This window comes from Candidatus Paceibacterota bacterium, from assembly GCA_030583745.1.
Lineage (GTDB): Bacteria > Patescibacteriota > Minisyncoccia > Phycocordibacterales > BOKC01 > BOKC01.
This window is the reverse complement of sequence record CP129473.1, coordinates 201,184-219,531: the sequence shown is the minus strand read 5'-3', so window position 1 is coordinate 219,531 and position 18,348 is coordinate 201,184. Positions and strand designations below refer to the sequence as shown.

The window sequence follows — 18,348 nt, the reverse complement described above, 5'->3', positions numbered from 1 at the left end:
GGTTTGCAGATCGTACAAAAGGAGGCCGTAAATGGCCGAGAAGAAACGGAGTGTTGGACTGGTTGTTTTGACTAAAGTTCCCGAGGTGGGAGTGGTTGCGGTGCTTCAGCGGCGCGGGAAGTTCAACCCCGAAAAGCTCGCGGATGGCAAGATCAAGGAGAGCTACCCCGGCGGCTGCCAGGTAACTTGCCACGGCAGGGTGGAACTGGGCGACGATGACGAGGAAGCCGCACTCTTGCGTGAAGCGCAAGAGGAACTTGGTCTGGAAGCTGCTCACAAGCTTCTGGTTCAAAACCGTGGCCGACTCGTCAAGCTGGTGGAGCACCGGGGAGATACGGAAGATGCTACCACTTTCGGCATTTTTATGCCAGATCCCGATTTTCTCAAGCTCATCCATCTCGGACCTTCAAGCGGTGGGCTGGAACTTCTTCCGGGGAGCGAAGTCGGCAACATCTGCCATCTGCGGGACTTCGACAAGAGCACTGGCGTGACTGACCTTGATGTGATTGCTATGTACTACGACGAGAGAGGGGCGGTTCGTCTGGCTTTCGATAAGCTCGTGCCCAAGGGCTAAGACCATATCGGGTCAACCCTCAACTGCACCTCAGACGCCCCCGCGCGAAGCGCGGGGGCGTTTTTCATACAAAACATTCCAACATTCTATAGAATATTGGAATGTTTTGTATGAGACCAAAAACAGCTAAAAACTTCTATAATAATTCTCAACCTCTCTCAAACAAACATCGCTGATATCAGAATCGAAGGTGGTGCAAAGTTCCTTTGCTTGGCTATCAGAATGAAAATAAGATACAAAATCACGAGCTGCGCCGATAACACAATATAATTGTTCGCCACTGTTTTCGCCGATGAGGCAAATGTCTTTTGTGTTTTTAATATCACTTACCGTTTGTCCGGAAGCATCTCGTCCCAAGCTCTGAAAACAAGTTCTCTTGTATCTTTCCTCAACTTTTCGACACTCACTAAAAGCATCAGCAAAATCATAGCCGTTGTTTTTTAACACAAAAGAAGTTTGCATCAGATAACAGGCATGTTTGTTTTTCTCCGGCACAGCGGGGCAAGGATACATCGGTTCATCTGGTTTCAAATAATCGGTAAAGTGATTTTCAAAATCAGCAATAACATTTTCCATAAAGACTCCGCCATAGCACGATTCTCTTTCCCACGCTCCGTCCAAATAGTCGCAAAGCTTGAGCGCTTTAAAGAGCTCGTTTTTAGTCACATACATCACACCGTGTCCCAAACCATGAACACAATTGTAATAGTCAAAAGAATAATTTTCTCTACCCGGAATCTTCTGACAAATTTCGTTTATAACTTTTGGTAATTCTTCTGTTTTGGTTTTGTAGAGATTACCCTCCATTACACCATGATAATATCCTGACCAGCAAAAGTGGTCTCCTTGTCGATAGGCCTCTATCAAATCAGGATATTTTTTAACCGCCGTGCGTCCGATGACGTGAGTCAAAAGATGGCAATAATTTTTGACCAAAGAATTGTCTTTCTCATATTGCATTTTTAGGTCGGAAAAAGCCGCGGTTATGTTTTGTTTTTCCACTAGATTCTGATAGTGCTTTTCAAAGCAGTAAAAATCAGCGCACTCTAAATTTTGTTTTTCAGACTCTCTCTCTTTTTTTTCTGAAAACACAAAAAATAGTAATGTGGTCGAAAAGAAGACAATCAGCAAAGAGATTAATATAAGGGGCTTTTTACTCATAAATTAATTAAAGACTATTTAACAACAAAACGCCACTTTTTCTTACTCCAAATGGGCCCGGCGTAATGAATCCCAATTCGGGGAGTTCTTTGGGTTCTGTTTTTAGGAATTTTGAATCCCCGATCTTCAAACCAGAGTTTATTTTTAGGTATCGCTTTTCTTTCATTAAGTTTTTTATCTATTTTCAAAAACCCACTCAATTTTCCCGGTCCGTTTAAATTAGTTTTCAGATTTTGCTTGCCTGCCGGTGAGGTAGAGATGTCAGCTTTTAGGTTGGAAACAATTTCTCCGCCTCTAATTAAGATTGCTGAAGGATAATCTTTCTTGCCGACGACGATATTTATCATCCAATGCATGCCATAGCATAGGTAAATATAAAATCGCCCGCCTTCTTCAAACATTATTTTATTCCGTTCGGTCTTGTCATGGAAAGCGTGGCTAGCGCGGTCTTCAAAACCGTCGTAAATTTCAAGCTCGGTAATTTTTACCGCGATTTGTTTCCGACCAATTCTCCTAACTAAAACTTTTCCAAGCAAATCAATAGCTACCTTTTCCGTCGGCCTTTGAAAAAATTCTTGAGACAGGACTTTAGACATTTTGAAATGATATCAAACTGATGAAAAAATATAAAAAAGGCCGCCTCACACCGAAGTGTTTGGCGGCCATCATGTACAGCCCGTGTTGTTTACTGCATCCCCATCAGTTTCGCCCAGTTCTTCTTTACCTCGAACTCGACGTTGCCGGCGGCAATATCCGCTGCAACAGCGGGATCGTCCTGCTCGAATTCCGGATATGCTTCACGAATGGAAGCGATGACGGGCAAGATTTGGAGTGTTTTTGTTGTGTAGGTCCTGTCGTAGACCAGAGAGCGGTTAAGCGCTCCGACTAGGAGCACGATGTTTGCTCCGGTGACGGCGATCTCGGCCAGGGTGCTGTCGGTATTTTGGAAGTTGTTGTAAACGTCTTCCGCGATAGCGACACGTTCACCTTGCTCAAAATCGAATTGCGACAAATCCCAGGTGTATTCCTGTTTCTTGCCTGTTTCCGTCGGCTTTGGCTTCTTGTCCGCATACACGAAACGCTTGTCTGCGACGAGTGCGAGCATTTGACCGAACGTCCGGCCACCTTGCGGAATCCCGCAGACAGTGTCGAACGAGTCGATGCGACCCTGTTCCCAGAGCTTCTGGCAGGCAACCTCGGCAAATGCCTCGACTACTTTCGGGTGAACTTCGATCCGCCGGAAGTTGAAGTAGATGTCTCCGACGAGGTTCCGCCCCTGGCTGTCTTTTCCGGCGTAGGCAACGAGAGGTCCGATGCGCCTGTCTCCGTCCTTCGGACACACATACACCGCATTGCAGCGCTTTCCAAGTTCCAGGAGATCTTCTCCTGGCAGTGGAATGATTGGCTTCATGACTATTCCTTTCCACTCATGAGTATCTCTCCTATTTTTTGAGAACATTTTACATCCACCCGGACAGTCCGGCTGAATTCTGCCGACAGATTATCATAAAATTAGAAAAAGAAAAGAGCCGGATGTTGGGACAGCCGGCTTCGGTGGGTAGCACGACGATAGTTAGCCGATTTGCGGACCAACCCCGCACTGGAGGCAATTTCCAAACTGGTTAAACTCACAGTTTCCACAGTTTCGACAGGGACTTTCGCCAGCAGGGGGCTTGTTTGATGTGGCTTCACCATGTTGTGCTTGGTGTATTTCGAAGCACTTTTTGCATAGTTCGGGTGTATTTCTGTCAACCTGTCTATCCATGATTGCCTTGAGATCAGGATCGCAGACCCGACAAATTCGAGCACCTTCCATTGTGATGTCTGCACTGCAGTTCTTACAGGTCATCTTTGTTCCGCGACTCATTCTGTGTCTCCTTTTGTTCGTGTTCCAGATTTAATTTATCAGGAGTTTTGAGATTAAGCAATACCTTCTTCTTCCAAAGTCAGAGAATATTTGCCAAGAGTTGCCAGAGAGTTCATTTTAGAGCGGTGGAGAAAAACTTTTTGAGCTTCTGGAACATTTTCTTTTTTACCAGCCCAAGTTTTTAAAGTGCTTTCTTGAAGGGCTCGGCCATAAGAGAAACTCAAGCGCCACGGCAAATCCTTAATTTGATTCATAGCATTTAAATTTTCGGTTGCTTCAACTTCACTTTGTCCGCCGGAGAGAAAAACAATGCCAGGGAGATTTTCAGGTAAAACTTTCTTAAATAAACTTATCGTAGCTTTGGCAACTTCTTCCGGCGAAGTTTTTTGTCCCGAATTCTTTCCGGGGACAATCATATTAGGTTTTAAAATTATTCCTTCAATTTGTACTTTGACTTTATTTAACTCTTCAAAAAGATAATTTAAAGTCTTCTCTGTAACTTCTTCACATTTTTCTATTTTATGACTACCATCCATTAAAACTTCCGGCTCAACAATGGGCACAATTCCCGCTTCTTGGCAGTATTTGGCATATTGAGCTAAATCTCTAGCAGTTATTTTTAGATTTTCTTCGGTCGGCAATCCATCAGTTTGCGAATAATTTTTGTTAATTGTTATAACAGTGCGCCACTTGGCAAATTTTGCACCAATAGAGGCATATTCTTTTAGTCGTTCCGACAAGCCCTCCAATCCTTTGGTAATTTTTTCATCAGGCGAGTTCGGGTCTGGGATAGTCCCATGGTCAACTTTTATTCCTGGCAACACTCCTTCATTTTGTAAAACCGAAACAAAGCTATTTTTACCTTCTGTTTTTTGGTGAATAGTTTCGTCATACATAATCACACCGGAAATATATTTTCCGATATCAGGTGTTGTAAAAAGAAGCTCGCGATAAGCTCTTCTGTTTTCTTCGGTATTTTCCAGATTTATGGCACTGAAACGTTTTCCAATCGTGTCGGTGCTTTCATCAGCCGCCAGAATTCCCTTCCCCGGCGCAACCATCTGCTTTGCGATTTCGTTTAGTTCTTTTATATTTTTCATTTCATAAATTATATCAAAATCTATTTAAATAGTTGGTTTTTGTTATAAGTTACAAGTTACTTGTTATTTATTTAACCTATGCTCTGTCGTGATATACCTAACTGTTCCCGACTGACTGCGTATGACTATTGAATGGGTAATAATTTTATCTCCGGCAAAGCGAACACCCTTTAGAAGCGGCCCGTCAATAACTCCAGTGGCGGTGAAAGTTAGCACTTTGCCTTTCGCTAAATCATTTGCTGAATAAATTTTCTTTGTGTTTAAACCAGATTTTTTTAAAAGATTTTTATGATGTTCGTTTGGTGGATTAAATCGGCAAAAAATTTGGCCACCAAAGGTTTTTATTGCTGTAGTTGACAAAACCGCTTCGGCACTGCCCCCAGTGCCCATAAGCAGGTCAATTCCAGATTCAGGTATACAAGTTGCAATACTTCCGGAAACATCACCGTCTGTTATAAGGCGAACTCGCGCGCCGGCTTTCCTGATTTGGTTTATTAAGCTCTCATGTCTCGGTTTGTCTAAGACCACTACCGTGATGTCTCTTACTTTTTTACCGAGAACTTTGGCGGTTTTCTCTATATTTATTTTAACCGGCGCGTCTAGACGAATTAGCTTTGCTACTTTTGGCCCCGCGACGATTTTTTCCATATAAGTGTCTGGTGCTGAAAGGAGAGACTCTTTTGGGCCAGAGCAAATGACCGACATTGCATTTGGTCGGCCATAAGCAACACTTGCCGTGCATTCCAAGGGGTCAACAGCAATATCCATTATTGGGCTTTTTCCTCTGCCGACTTTTTCGCCTATGTAAAGCTCCGGCGCTTCGTCTTTTTGTCCTTCGCCGATGACAATTCGTCCGGCAAAATTAATCTGATTAAACCGGTCGCGCATTTCATCAACCGCCGCCCCGTCGGCTTTTTTCTTATCTCCTCTACCAATCCAGCGAGCGGCGGCGATAGCCGCCGCTTCCGTTACTCTTACAAATTCTAATGCTAGGTTTCTGTCCATCCCGTTAGTAGTAGGACGCGAACGCTAAAATCGATGTTTTAGAGTTCGACTCCGTAAATTAATTTTTAATTTTAATATCATATCTATAATATTATACAATGTGCGTCCGCCCTGCCTGCAGGCGGGGACTACTAACGGGATCCATATTTGTTATCTTTTCCACTCCTCCACTTCAGGGTGGAAATGTATTAATTAAATTTCTATACCCTAAACCCTAGTGCCTAAACCCTAATTCAGTTCGGGCTGCCCGGAATCCCGATACAACAGCAAAGCTGTGTACGGGACAAGTTGAACCTATTTTACAACTTTTACCTCGTAGTAATTTGGGAAGTTTTGGTCGGAGTACCCGGAATCGAACCGGAGCCGCACCCACCCCATGGGTGTATACTACCACTATACTATACTCCGTTTTACTTCTAATTAAATAAAAACTAATCCTCTTTATATTTACCCCGTATCAAGTTGTCTGACAACTTTGGTATGGGGCCACAGCCCGCATTATTTTATGTATTGTATCAAGCTGTTTTAAAGCAAACAAAAACCCCGCCGGGACAGCGGGGGTCGATTGAGAGCTAGGTTGGGACTAGAAGAGGGTTAGTTGTTTTCGCTCTCTCGCTTCTCGTTTGGCTTCTTTCTTCCGACGCGCTTTGCGCTTGATTGCCGGGAATGACACTTCCTTGATTTTGCCGTTTCCTTCCTGACAATAAACGACAAAATCTCTGCCCTCTTTGACGTCTTTGTTTTTTCTCAAAAGAGCGATTTGGTCGTGTTTGCGACAACGCCAAAGATTGCGGGTCGAGTTGTCTTGTAGTAGGACTTGTTCGCAGGTCTCTTCGGCATCAAGCATGTTGCTCAAGATGAGGTTGGCAAGAGGACTGGTTGGCTCCACATACCACGTGTACTCGCGCTTACGGCGCTTACGTATTTTCTTTTCATCTTTCGGCATCCGCCACCCCCTTTTCTGGTTTTGTGGTGTCTTGAATCTTTTTTAATTCTACCCAAAACAAAAGAAAAATCAATAAAAATCGGGCTCCCTGCGGAAGCCCGATCTAGAACTACTTGTTGTTTGAGACATTCTCACCCGACAACAAAGAGAACAGTTGTGCCTGTTTCGATCTTGTCGGTGGCAAAGGCGCAGACGATTTCCGGTTGCCCAACTGAATCTGTTGAGAGGGCGAGAATCATCGGAATTTGGGCGCTAGGGACTTTCACACCTTTCATTCCAATGAACGTATGCGTCTCGCAGAGATCTGGATGTTGCTCGGCGATATCTGTCACCAAAGCCGGATGGCAGAGACGGAGCTTCCCTCCAAAAACACAGCACCTTGCTGCCTCCTCGCAGAATCTCTGATGCCCGACCTCTTCTGTAATTCCTAGCATCTCGGGCGTAATCCCGATAATGTCGACCTTTTCGTCCCTCCCGGGTTGGATGACATCCTTCACATTGAGTAGGACACCCACCACCCAGACGTTGAAGTCGACGTTGCCTCCTTGTGTTTCTTGTGTTTTTTTTCCAGCTTTCTTGATCACCACCTCCCTTCTTACAGCTTGATTGAGTGGAATCTTTCTTCTGACGTCCGTGTCATTGAGGCCACCCATTCTGAACACCCCCATTTTAATCATTGAAACCGAGAGACAATCTCGGTTTATCTTGTGCGTTCCATGGAAGATATTAATCCAAATTTAGTTTTGTGTCAAAAACCCCGACTTTTTTTAAATAAGAAGTTTTAGTTAGAATTTAATTACTCGGTTTGTAAGCGACGTAGTTCGCTAGCTAATGAAGATAAATTGGTTACTAGATGTCTAAAAACTTACTAACACCAAGACTTCCCTATCACTAACTTGTAGAGTGCCACCGGCAATCGGATATTTTTCTTCGCCACCATCGGTTTTTTCTATTATTAAATCACCCTCTTTAAGTAGAGAAATTAAAGGCGCATGTTCAGGTAAAATTTGAAGTTCCCCTGTTTTACTTGGTACAATAAGCGACTTGGCATCGCCGACAAAAATTTCTCGATCTATTGCGAATACGCGAAGTGGAAAGAAATTCATAAAGTTTCAAAATTAAACCTCGTCTATCCCGCCTTTTAAGTAAAATGCGGATTCGTCTTTTGCATCATGTTTGCCGTCAATAATTTCTTTGAAAGCTCTAACGGTGTCGGCTAGAGGAACATATTTTCCTTCTCTGCCGGTGAACTGGGCGGCAACGAAAAATGGTTGTGATAAAAATTTTTGAATTCTTCTGGCTCTGGCGACAATCCTCTTGTCTTCGTCAGATAATTCTTCCATTCCCAAAATCGCAATGATATCTTGCAATTCTTTGTATCTTTGTAAAATTTTCTGGACTGCTCTGGCGACAGAATAATGTTCTTCGCCGACGACGTTTGGATCAAGCGCTGAAGAACGTGAATCAAGCGGATCTACAGCTGGATAGATTCCGAGCGAGGCCAATTCACGAGATAAAACTATTGTTGAATCCAAGTGAGAAAAAGTGGTAGCCGGAGCTGGGTCTGTAATGTCATCAGCCGGAACATAAATTGCTTGAACAGAAGTAACCGAACCGTTTTTGGTTGAGGTTATTCTCTCCTGCAGAAGACCGACATCTGTTGCCAAGGTCGGCTGATAACCCACGGCTGACGGCATTCTGCCCAATAAGACCGAGACCTCGGAGCCAGCTTGGACAAATCTAAAGATGTTATCAATAAACAAAAGCACATCTTTTCTTTTCACATCTCTAAAATACTCGGCCATTCTCAAACCGGTTAAAGCCGCACGAAAACGAGCGCCCGGAACTTCATTCATTTGCCCGAAAACCATGGCGGTGTTTTTTAATACCCCTGATTCCTCCATTTCTCGGTAAAGATCATTTCCTTCTCTGGTTCTCTCTCCTACACCTGCAAAGACAGAATACCCACCATGCTCTCTTGCGGTATTGGCGATAAGCTCTTGTAGAAGAACTGTCTTTCCAACTCCGGCGCCTCCAAAAAGCCCGACCTTGCCACCTTTGATGATGGGCGCTAAAAGATCAATAACTTTTATTCCAGTTTCGAAAACTTCCGGCTCGGTTTTTTGGTCTTCCAATTTTGGAGCCGGTTGATAGATCGAGGACCTCTCGGCTTTTACTTCCCCCTTTTCGTCAATTGGATTTCCAAGAACGTCAAACACCCTTCCTAAAACTTCTTCGCCAACTGGCACGGAAATCGGAGCGTTAGTGTTTTCAACTTCGGTCTTTCTTTTTAATCCATCAGTAGAATCCATAGCTAAAGTTCTGACCCGGTTTCCTCCCAAATGTCCGGCCACTTCCAACACTAAATCTTTTTGGTTTTCTCGCCTAACTTTTAGAGCAGTTTGAATGGAAGGCAGTTTTCCACTTTCTTCCGAAAATTCTACATCAACTACCGGACCCATAATTTGTATAATCTTTCCTTTGCTATTGTTCATATGTAATTGGTTGTTAATTGTTTGTAAGTGCCTCTTTGGCGGTTGCGATTTCCGTCAATTCTTGAGTGATTCCTGCTTGACGAGCTTTGTTCAGCTTCAAGGTTAATTCTTCCTGAAGTCGTCCGGCGTTTTCAGTCGCATTTTTCATCGCCAACATTCTGGCTGAATGTTCAGAGGCGTTTGATTCAAATATAAAATGCATTATCATTATCCTTATCAAATTTTCCGATAAATTTCCCATTATCTCTTCTCTTGCCGGTTCCAGAAGGTAGGATAAATTATTTTCTTCTTTATGGGCTTCTTCTTTAATCTCTGAATATTTTCCGGTTTTGGGGACAATTCCGTCTATGGTTTTCTGCAGTTCATCCTTGTCTAACGGCAAGACCTGATGGATCCCGACTTTTTGTAACAAAGCTGAAATAAATTGGTTTGAACAAACAAAAATACTGCCGTATTCATTGTTTTTAAAATTATCTAAAACCCAATGACTAAGATTTTTTGTATCTTCAAAACTAACCAGATCGCCAAGATTTGCAAATTCGGCCACGATATTTGAATTTTTTGTTCGGAAGAAGTCTCGGGCTTTTTTGCCGACTGTCACAATATCTACCTCAAACCCCTCCTCCTCTTTTGTATTTTTCCATTGCCAGGCGCTTCTTAAGGATGAGCTGTTAAAGTTGCCCGCCAATCCTTTATCAGAAGTTATGACAATTAAAGCGCATTTTTTGTTTTTATTTTTCTGCCACAAAAACACGGTTTTTTCGTCTGTTTCGGAGTATTTTAATAAGTGGGACAGAAGAATAAAAGATTTCTTGGCGTAGGGTCTTGCGTTTAACGCCACCTCTTGGGAACGTCTCATTTTTGTAGCCGAAACCATTTGCACCGCTTTGGTGATTTGTTTGATATTTCTAACTGACTTTATTTTACTTTTTAGGTGTCTTGAGGATGGCATATCAAATTTTTATCTCTCCAAGCGCTTTTCTGATTTCTTCTTTTGATTCGTCTGTTAAGTCTCTTGAGTTTCTTATTATCTCTAGAATTTTTGGATGATTGTCTTCCATGTGTCTAACAATTTTATCTTCAAATTCCCGGACTCTTTCCAGAGGAACTGAATCAAAATATCCTTCATTTACTGCAAACAAGATGACCACCTGATTTTCTAAAGGCACTGGCTTGTATTGGCTTTGTTTTAAGATTTCCATCAGTCTCTCTCCCCGGTCAATTTTAGCTTTGGTTTCTTTGTCCAAATCTTGAGCAAACTGGGCAAAAGCTGCAAGTTCTTGAAATTGCGCCAAATCGAGTTTTAGTTTGGCGGCAACCTTTTTCATGGCTTTGGTTTGTGCGGCCGAGCCGACGCGAGAAACGGAAAGTCCGATATTAACTGCTGGCCTCTGACCTTTTGAGAACAAATCAGATTCAAGATAAATTTGACCGTCGGTTATGGAGATGACGTTTGTTGGAATATAAGCCGAGACGTCGCCAAGCTGGGTTTCGATTATTGGCAGAGCAGTTAAAGATCCGCCACCTTTTTTGTCGGAAAGCCGAGCGGCACGTTCAAGTAATCTTGAGTGTAGATAGAAAACGTCTCCCGGATAAGCTTCGCGTCCGGGTGGACGGCGGAGAAGTAAAGCAATTTGTCTCCAAGCCCAGGCGTGTTTTGAAAGATCGTCGTAAATTATTAAAACATCCTTACCTTTGTCCCGAAAATATTCTCCCATAGAACAGCCAGCGTAAGGCGCAATGTACCAAAGTGAAGCTGGTTCTGAAGCGTTTGCTACAACAACAATCGTAAAATCCATAGCCCCCCTCTCCTCTAATTCCTGGACAAATTTTGCAACCTTCGAAGCTTTTTGACCAATGGCAACATAAATACAAATTGGTCTTTTATCCTCCGGTTCGTTTAATTGGTTTAAAATCGTATCTTGTGCTAGAGCTGTTTTGCCAATCTGTCGGTCACCAATAATAAGTTCTCTTTGCCCGCGACCGATTGGAATTGCCGCGTCAACAACTTTAATTCCTGTTCCAAGTGGTGTATCAACACTTTGTCGGTCAAAAACCGAGGGCGCTGGTCTTTCAATTGGCAAAGTTTTCATGTTTGCTGGCAGACTTGATTTTCCATCTATCGGCTTGCCGAGTGGATTTAAAACTCTACCCAAAATTTCTTCACCCACAGGGACTGACAAAACCTTGCCAGTCTTGCGCGCGATATCACCTTCTCTGATTTTTGTATCTTCGCCCAAAATTACCGCGCCGATAGCATATTCTTCCAAATTTAAAACCATAGCCGGTATGGCATCTTCACCGATTTCAATCATTTCGGAAAACAAAACGCCGGGCAATCCTTCAATCTGTGCCACCCCATCTCCGACGCTTATGACTTTGCCAATCTCTTCTGCAGATCCGGTGTCTGTTAGACCCTCAAGCTCTTTCCTTAAGATGTCAAATGTGAAGTCGTTTTTATTCATGGCTGGCTTGTATTATTTTTTCTAATTTCCTTAATTTTCCCCTGTAAGAGGCGTCGATTAAATATTGATTTCCTAGAAAAACCGAAAGCCCACCAATCAAACTCTCATCGATACTTTCTTTTGGAACATACCCTCTAGCTTTCAATTCAGAATAAATTTTTTCTCTAGTTTTTTCTTGAATCGGTGTTGCTGAAATAATCTTGGCGATTGGCCCCATCCTCTCGGCCCAAGCTCGGGAGAATTCGCGCAAAATATCTCCAGCTAATTTTACCTCGCCTCTTTTTTGTAATATGAGCTTCAGTTTTTTTGCCTTGTCTTTTATCTCCGCTTCGGATGAGGCGGATGTAAGCACTGACACCAAAACTTCCGCGTATTTTTTAGGACTGTTTCGCATAATCCATTTTTTCCAATTGGTTTAATACTTCTTCTGCTGCTGTATCTTGATCTTCTGGTTTAGTGCTACGAGAAAGCAATTTTTCAGCAATCAAAATGGCTAATTTTTTCATTTCGGTTTTGCCATTAAGAACGGCTCTGTTTTTCTCCTCTTCCGCTTCTCTTTTTGCTTTATTCAATATTTTTTCAGATTCCAGACGGGCGAGGGTGATTGCCGCTTTTTCTTTTTCTATCGCAGTACTTCTTGCGTCAATCAAGATTTTCTCTGCTTCACTTTTAGCTTTTTCAATTTCTCGGTGCCGAGCTTCATTTATCCTCTCTATTTCCCTTTCGGCTTTTTCGGTTAGGACCAAGCCACGCTCAATCTTATCTTTCCTAGATTCAAGATGTTTGGTGATTTTTTTGAAAACAAACCTATTGAGCAACCAAAGCACGATCAGAAAATTGATCGTCTGTGCAATTAATATTTTCCAGTCAATTCCAAGATTACCCAATAAATCTCCCATAAGAAATTATTAAACAAATTTAATAATCAGCGCTACTACCAGCGCATAAATAGCGATAGCTTCAGCAAAAGCGATAGCCAAAATCATTGCGGTCTGGATTTTTGGCGCGGCTTCCGGATTTCTACCGATTGACTCCATTGCTTTACCGGCGAGTAAACCGATTGCTATGGCTGGGCCCAATGCCCCAATTCCGATAGCTAAAGCTGATGCTAACAACCTCATTGATTCTACTTCCATATTGTTTGTTGTAATTATTAATTAATAAATTTTTAAAACGACTTTTTTATAATTAAAACCATCATGTCTCTAAAACCGATACTCTAAACTCCATACCCTATTCATTAATGTTCCATTGGCTCCACCTCTGTCGTCGCTACCTTTAAGAAGACCAATGTCAGCATGGCAAATACCAATGCTTGGATGAAGCCTACAAAATATTCAAGGAAAAAGAAAGGCAAAACCCCGAAACTTACAGATAGCGGTAAAAGGGAGAGCATAATAATCAGAAGGACTTCTCCGGCAAAAACATTACCAAACAGACGGAAGGAGAAAGAAAGTACTTTAGCGAATTCCCCGATTATTTCCAGAATTCCGACAAAAAAATGAATTGGGCCGTGTTTTATATCAATAAATTTTGACACTTGTTTGAAAAATCCTATCTTTTTAATGGCGTAAATATGGACGCCGATCACCGCGACAATGGCCAAAGCAAAAGTGGTGTTAAGATCTGCTGACGCCGGTCTGAAAAGAGGAATAAATTCTTTGTGCCCATGAACATCCGCAAAAACTCCAATTGAACCAATACCGGGCATTACCCCGAGCCAGTTATTGAGAAGTATGAAAAAAAATATTGAAGCGACAAGAGGAAAAAAATTTAAAGCTTGTTTTTTGTCACCGACGACTTGAGTCATGAAAGATAGGGCTCCGTCAATTGCTATCTCCGCAACGCTTTGAGCTTTACCCGGCACTAATTTTAGATTTCTCACCATTAACATCCCCCCTCCAACCAGAAGAATTCCGACGATGATCGATAAAATAATGCTGTTTGTGACAGCAAACCCCAGAATGTAAAAAATTGGCTCCGCTTGTAAACTTATGTGGATTTTTTCCATAAATTAAAACATAGGCAGGACTAAACCTGTCCGATTTTGAAAAATTATAACATAAGGCATAGAAATAAAAAGTGGAAAAATTACGCCTTTTTCAGTATACTTGGCTAGTTCGCAGTGTAATCATGTTTTTATCGGGCCCTTAGCTCATCTGGTAGAGCGCCGCATTTGCAATGCGGAGGCAAGCGGTTCGAGTCCGCTAGGGTCCACCAAACGAAACTTGTTCGGAATTAAAGAAACGGAGCGATTTTGCGGAAGAAGTTTCCATTTTCATCACTTAGTCAGATAAATTTCAAAGTCGTGCTATACAATCATTTTATACAAACTTGGTCTAGCTTTATTTAACCCCACCTTCGTGATCAATAGGGTGTGGATAGTTTTGTGCATCCGTTCCCGTCCTATAAGGTGGATTTTTGTTTTAAAACTATTAAAAAATAAAGTTATTATCAAAAACTATGATTACCCGACCAATCAAAACTCGTGTTTTCCAAGAGGGTGATGACTTACTTGTGTTCATTACCGATCACTTTAAAAAAATTCCAGATCAATCTGTAATTGTCGTTACTTCCAAAATCGTCGCCCTTGCGGAAAAGCGAACAGTTGTCGTCAAAAATATAAAAACTAAAGAAAAACTCATTCGCGCGGAAAGCGAATTTGCTATCCCCACTAAATACGCCTGGCTTACCATCAAAGACGGGGTGGTGATGGCTTCTGCCGGAATTGACGAATCAAATGCGAATGGTAAGTTAATTTTATTACCAAAAGACAGTTTCAAGACGGCTCGCGATCTTCGCAACAAATTACGGAAACATTACAACATTAGACATCTCGGTGTTTTGATTACCGACAGCCGCACGATCCCGCTCCGAGCGGGTGTAACCGGTGTTGCTCTCGGATACGCGGGTTTTTGTGGTGTGAAAAGTTATCGTGGTACACCCGATATTTTTGGGCGAAAATTTAAATTTTCTAAAACTAATGTTGCTGACAGTCTTGCTACGGCCGCGGTGTTCATCATGGGCGAAGGGAATGAGCAACAACCTTTGGCAATTATTGAAAAAATACCTATTGAATTTTGTGATAAAATTCACCGCAAGGAACTACATATTGACATCCGAGAAGATATGTACCGACCCCTCTTTTCTAAATATTTTTGAAAATCTATGAAAATCACAAAATTTGGACATTGTTGCTTGTTGATTGAAGAAAACGGAGTCAGAATTTTGACCGACCCTGGAACTTATTCAACACAACAAAGTGAAGTAAAAAATATTGATTTCGTGCTAATCACGCACGAACACGCCGACCATTTTCATATTGATTCACTAAAAGCACTTTTGAAAAATAATCCGCAAGCAAAAGTTATTACCAATAAAAGTGTTGGTGCACTTTTAGAAAAAGATAATATTGCTTTCAGTGTAGTTGAAGACGGTCAAAATCTTGACGCAGACGGAGTTTTGATAGAGGGCTTTGGCGAAAATCATGCCCTCATGCACACTTCAATTCCGCCAATTCAAAATACTGGCTACTTCATCGCTAACAAACTTTTCTATCCGGGAGACGCTTTCACGAATCCAGGAAAACAAGTTGAGGTTTTAGCTTTGCCTGTGGCAGGGCCTTGGATGAGATTGTTAGAAGCGATTGACTATGCGCTTCTTATCAAACCGAAAACTTGTTTTCCTGTGCATGAGGGCATTTTGAAACAACCCGGCTCTACACACGCAATACCGCCAAAAGTTTTAGAGCCAAAAGGTATAAAATTCGTGATTCTAGAAATTGATAAGGAACTCGAATTTTAATAGCCGTTGTTTTTTAAAAAAAAAGGTTCGCGCAAATATACTGTCCAATTCGGGCCCGTAGTAAAGTGGTATTACGCAGCATTCGCATTGCTGAAGCAGGAGTTCGATTCTCCTCGGGTCCACCAAACGAAACTTGTTCGGAATTAAAGAAACGGAGCGATTTTGCGGAGAACCCCCACGAATGAGGACGCCCCGCTGGGCGCGGTAGGAATGCGTGGCGGATTTTTGCCAAAGCTTGTATAGATGACGAAATTGTGGTAGCTTATTTCTGGATGAAATCCATGGTGGATTTCTCAAATGCACATTCACAACTGAAAAAGGAGATCAAAATGGAAACAATCTTCACATCCAAACTCTCTCAAAAAGTCCGGAGTTACATTGTCCAACATACGCCAGAACTTGGAGTAATCGCAAATCCTGGAGTCTCCGTTGCGGTAGTTAACGCTGCTGATAAATGCGCTCTAACTTGTCCGAATTGCTTGTTCTCTGCCGCTTTGACAACCAAAATCTTTGGCGGAAATCCTCCAGCAGTCTCGATGAGACAAATTGAGCGCTTCGTACACATCATGAATGAATCAGGTCTGGAGCTTGTTGTTTTCTCTGGTGGCGGAGAGTCCTACGAAAACCTCGACTCGATGTGTTACGCGGTCGAACACCTCCGGCACATTCGGCAAGTTGTGAGTATCACAAGCTTGTACTTCGCGAACAGCGAAGAAGAAACTCGTCTTGTCCTGGATCAGCTTACTTCTGCGATGTTGCGTGGCAACCAAGCGAGAAATAAGAAGCTTGATTTCGTGATACGGATCAGCTTTGACACTTTTCACAAGGTGTCCGTTCAAAATGTCGCACGGGTAATTAAATACGCAAAACTGCATACTCAAGAAGGATTGACCATTCGTCCAATAGTGAGAACCCTGCTTGATCCTAGAGAAAACCTAGATGTACTTCTTGCGAAAGAACTGCGAGCAAAACTCGTCCCTGTAAAAAACGACAACGATCCCGTGAAAAACCTGCCCATCATTGATGGTTTCCCAACGAGATGGTTGGTCGTTGATGATATCGAAATCCCAGTGATCTACAAACCGGTATATTTCCTGGGTTTCGGCAAGAAGCTAAGTCGTTCAGAGGTTCCAGGGACTTCGTGGCGTGAAATCAAAGAAGAGGAAGAGGTTGGTAATTCTTTCTTCAATCTTTCCTTGCGTGGAAGACATGGAGAAGGTCACAACTTCTACGAAACTGTCTTGCGAGGACATAGCTACTGGCAGTCGGAACTCTCCGGGGCAGAGCGTTATATAACTCCCAGAAAACAAAAAGAAAAGCGCCTGTGCGTGTATCTTCCTGCAGACGGGCGATTCATTATTAACGCTTCTGCACCGGATACATGGTTGCCAATAGAATCTATTGGGTCATGGAATGAGTACTGGAATCAGGTTTCCCAAGACATTCTACAGCGTACTGCTGTTTCGGAACCCACGGACGTGCTGCTTGCGTATGCTAAAGAGGTCGAGTCAGATCTCGATAAAATCTTGGATGCGCGTAACTTCGTCTTCCAAATTCCGTTCACAGCAATGGAAACTTCTGCTCTTCGTCTCTATCTCACCATACGCATTCTGAAAGATCGCGCTATCGGTGGAGTGGAGTTCGAGAACCCACTGGTTCGAGAACTTATTAACCTGTCAGACGCGAATCTTAAGCAGATGTATCTTACTTCAAAACCACACGCTCGACTTCCGGTTGTAGGAAGTGAACATGCTCCACGTGTTCTTGATCCCATTATCGGGAATGAAGAGAGTGTCTGGTTGGATCAGGTGAGTAAAGAAGACGAGTCGCGAATCAGAAAGACAATCACCAACTGGAAACAGAAAGGAGGATAAGATATGTGGTGTTCCAAGCAAATCTGTCTGTCTAGCGACGACGTTAACATCGTCGTTAGACTCGTCGCCAAAGAAATCATGGATCATGGTCTCACGTACAAATCAAGTGATCTCTCCATGAACCATGGTCAAACGATCAAAGAAGTGTGGAATGCTTCGGTGTGTCTCACTGATCCAAGAAAAAGGATACTGGGGAGCGGATTGTTTCCGATATTCAATCCTGGCCTTGCAGTCGCCCGATTCATGTATATGCTATCGGGCTCAAATCTGCTTGATCCAATCGCGTTCTACACGGATAGAGTTCGTCAGTTCTCTGATGACGGAGAAACAATTCCTGGTTCATCTTATGGAAAGCGGATATTCGGAAACAAACCGATTGATAACCAGTTTGAAATAGTTGCAAAACTCATCGCTCAACGACCAGACACAAAACGTGCCGTGATCACCGTTTACGACAGTGGTGATTTGGAGCGAATTGATTCTCGCGACATTCCATGCGCAATGAGCATAGTATTTATGCCAAGGGGAAATGTCTTGCATTCAACGGTCTGTATGCGAGCCAATGATGTGGTAAAACTCTTACCCTACAACATCTTTGATTTTTCCCTCTTGCAGGAATGCATGGCGGCACGAGTCGGTATGGAAGTTGGATCATATTGGCACACAGCAGTTTCCGCACACCTTCGAGGTAAGGATTTCGATTTTATACCATCATTTGTGTCGGAAATACAACAGTCAAAGAGAATGACGCCAATCCAGTCTTTTTCAGAGGAAACCAGGAAATTACTGGTTTCTGAAGAACAGAGGATACGAGAGGATGTGGGTTCTTTGTCTACACTGCAAGCTGCTCTGAAGCAAGTCTGGGATGAGTTTAATCCGGTTTGGGCAGATATGCTTTCAACAATTGCTTGTGAAGTGTTGCGTGTCCGCGCAAGAGATAATCACGACACTAAGCAGGATATTGAGGAAGCGATCTCTAATCACAACCGACAAGGCGCCCTACTATCTTCTTACAAGAATTACTTATCCTTGGAAAAGAGATGGGCATAATGTGCCA

General features: G+C 42.7%; 21 protein-coding genes and 3 tRNA genes. 8 read left to right on the top strand and 16 right to left on the bottom strand.

The features are described 5' to 3' along the window. Positions 1 to 31: 31 nt before the first annotated feature. Positions 32 to 574 (top strand): NUDIX domain-containing protein, encoded by a 543-nt coding sequence (locus QY304_01115; GenBank protein WKZ26684.1) that lies wholly within the window; start codon positions 32 to 34, stop codon positions 572 to 574. Positions 575 to 700: 126 nt separating this feature from the next. Here the strand turns inward: QY304_01115 and QY304_01110 are convergent, their stop codons facing one another. The 3 genes from QY304_01110 to QY304_01100 all read right to left on the bottom strand — a co-directional run bounded on the left by QY304_01110 (position 701) and on the right by QY304_01100 (position 3,146). Further along, positions 701 to 1,735 (bottom strand): hypothetical protein, encoded by a 1,035-nt coding sequence (locus QY304_01110; GenBank protein WKZ26683.1) that lies wholly within the window; start codon positions 1,733 to 1,735, stop codon positions 701 to 703. 14 nt (positions 1,736 to 1,749) lie between these two features. Beyond that, positions 1,750 to 2,331, bottom strand: a complete 582-nt coding sequence (locus QY304_01105; GenBank protein ID WKZ26682.1) for a DNA-3-methyladenine glycosylase — start codon at positions 2,329 to 2,331, stop codon at positions 1,750 to 1,752. 89 nt (positions 2,332 to 2,420) lie between these two features. Continuing rightward, a complete protein-coding gene (locus QY304_01100) occupies positions 2,421 to 3,146 on the bottom strand; it encodes a hypothetical protein (GenBank protein WKZ26681.1) in 726 nt (241 codons plus the stop codon). 38 nt (positions 3,147 to 3,184) lie between these two features. Here QY304_01100 and QY304_01095 point away from each other — a divergent pair, with 38 nt between their 5' ends. Continuing rightward, positions 3,185 to 3,361, top strand: a complete 177-nt coding sequence (locus tag QY304_01095) for a hypothetical protein (GenBank protein WKZ26680.1) — start codon at positions 3,185 to 3,187, stop codon at positions 3,359 to 3,361. A 294-nt stretch (positions 3,362 to 3,655) separates the two neighbouring features. Here QY304_01095 and QY304_01090 read toward each other — a convergent pair whose 3' ends face one another. The 13 genes from QY304_01090 to atpB form a co-directional block, all read right to left on the bottom strand. Next, a complete protein-coding gene (locus QY304_01090) occupies positions 3,656 to 4,702 on the bottom strand; it encodes a fructose-bisphosphate aldolase class I (GenBank protein WKZ26679.1) in 1,047 nt (348 codons plus the stop codon). Positions 4,703 to 4,765: 63 nt separating this feature from the next. Further along, positions 4,766 to 5,707: a class II fructose-bisphosphatase gene (gene glpX / locus QY304_01085; GenBank protein ID WKZ26678.1), complete on the bottom strand. Its 942-nt coding sequence runs from the start codon at positions 5,705 to 5,707 to the stop codon at positions 4,766 to 4,768. Positions 5,708 to 6,041: 334 nt separating this feature from the next. Next, a tRNA-Pro gene (locus QY304_01080) sits at positions 6,042 to 6,115 on the bottom strand. A 175-nt stretch (positions 6,116 to 6,290) separates the two neighbouring features. Then, positions 6,291 to 6,653, bottom strand: a complete 363-nt coding sequence (locus tag QY304_01075) for a hypothetical protein (GenBank protein ID WKZ26677.1) — start codon at positions 6,651 to 6,653, stop codon at positions 6,291 to 6,293. A 131-nt stretch (positions 6,654 to 6,784) separates the two neighbouring features. Then, on the bottom strand, positions 6,785 to 7,330 hold the full coding sequence (locus QY304_01070) for a hypothetical protein (protein WKZ26676.1): 546 nt from the start codon (positions 7,328 to 7,330) through the stop codon (positions 6,785 to 6,787). A gap of 180 nt (positions 7,331 to 7,510) precedes the next feature. Further along, a complete protein-coding gene (locus QY304_01065) occupies positions 7,511 to 7,759 on the bottom strand; it encodes a hypothetical protein (GenBank protein ID WKZ26675.1) in 249 nt (82 codons plus the stop codon). A 12-nt stretch (positions 7,760 to 7,771) separates the two neighbouring features. Next, positions 7,772 to 9,148, bottom strand: coding sequence for a F0F1 ATP synthase subunit beta (gene atpD, locus QY304_01060; GenBank protein WKZ26674.1), 1,377 nt, complete (start codon positions 9,146 to 9,148; stop codon positions 7,772 to 7,774). Between the two features lie 13 nt (positions 9,149 to 9,161). After that, positions 9,162 to 10,100 carry an ATP synthase F1 subunit gamma gene (gene atpG, locus QY304_01055; GenBank protein WKZ26673.1) on the bottom strand — a complete coding sequence of 313 codons (939 nt, stop codon included), beginning with the start codon at positions 10,098 to 10,100 and terminating at the stop codon, positions 9,162 to 9,164. Position 10,101: 1 nt separating this feature from the next. After that, a complete protein-coding gene (atpA, locus tag QY304_01050; GenBank protein WKZ26672.1) occupies positions 10,102 to 11,613 on the bottom strand; it encodes a F0F1 ATP synthase subunit alpha in 1,512 nt (503 codons plus the stop codon). Beyond that, the gene (locus QY304_01045) at positions 11,606 to 12,007 is read right to left on the bottom strand and encodes a F0F1 ATP synthase subunit delta (protein ID WKZ26671.1); all 402 of its coding nucleotides are present in this window, start codon (positions 12,005 to 12,007) and stop codon (positions 11,606 to 11,608) included. The genes atpA and QY304_01045 overlap by 8 nt, the downstream gene beginning before the upstream one ends. Next, positions 11,991 to 12,512: a F0F1 ATP synthase subunit B gene (gene atpF / locus QY304_01040; GenBank protein ID WKZ26670.1), complete on the bottom strand. Its 522-nt coding sequence runs from the start codon at positions 12,510 to 12,512 to the stop codon at positions 11,991 to 11,993. Before atpF ends, QY304_01045 begins: the two co-directional genes overlap by 17 nt. Before the next feature lie 9 nt (positions 12,513 to 12,521). Continuing rightward, a complete protein-coding gene (gene atpE, locus QY304_01035) occupies positions 12,522 to 12,749 on the bottom strand; it encodes an ATP synthase F0 subunit C (protein ID WKZ26669.1) in 228 nt (75 codons plus the stop codon). A gap of 104 nt (positions 12,750 to 12,853) precedes the next feature. Next, positions 12,854 to 13,624, bottom strand: a complete 771-nt coding sequence (gene atpB, locus QY304_01030) for a F0F1 ATP synthase subunit A (protein ID WKZ26668.1) — start codon at positions 13,622 to 13,624, stop codon at positions 12,854 to 12,856. 133 nt (positions 13,625 to 13,757) lie between these two features. On the opposite strand from atpB, the gene QY304_01025 reads away from it, so the two are divergent. From QY304_01025 to QY304_01000, 6 genes are all read left to right on the top strand, one after another. Next, positions 13,758 to 13,833: transfer RNA gene (locus QY304_01025), tRNA-Ala, on the top strand. Positions 13,834 to 14,076: 243 nt separating this feature from the next. Continuing rightward, positions 14,077 to 14,775 carry a coenzyme F420-0:L-glutamate ligase gene (locus QY304_01020; protein ID WKZ26667.1) on the top strand — a complete coding sequence of 233 codons (699 nt, stop codon included), beginning with the start codon at positions 14,077 to 14,079 and terminating at the stop codon, positions 14,773 to 14,775. A 6-nt stretch (positions 14,776 to 14,781) separates the two neighbouring features. Further along, positions 14,782 to 15,417 (top strand): MBL fold metallo-hydrolase, encoded by a 636-nt coding sequence (locus QY304_01015; GenBank protein WKZ26666.1) that lies wholly within the window; start codon positions 14,782 to 14,784, stop codon positions 15,415 to 15,417. Between the two features lie 51 nt (positions 15,418 to 15,468). Next, a tRNA-Ala gene (locus tag QY304_01010) sits at positions 15,469 to 15,542 on the top strand. Positions 15,543 to 15,746: 204 nt separating this feature from the next. Continuing rightward, the gene (locus QY304_01005; GenBank protein WKZ26665.1) at positions 15,747 to 17,291 is read left to right on the top strand and encodes a hypothetical protein; all 1,545 of its coding nucleotides are present in this window, start codon (positions 15,747 to 15,749) and stop codon (positions 17,289 to 17,291) included. 117 nt (positions 17,292 to 17,408) lie between these two features. Next, the gene (locus QY304_01000) at positions 17,409 to 18,341 is read left to right on the top strand and encodes a thymidylate synthase (GenBank protein ID WKZ26664.1); all 933 of its coding nucleotides are present in this window, start codon (positions 17,409 to 17,411) and stop codon (positions 18,339 to 18,341) included. Positions 18,342 to 18,348 lie beyond the last annotated feature (7 nt).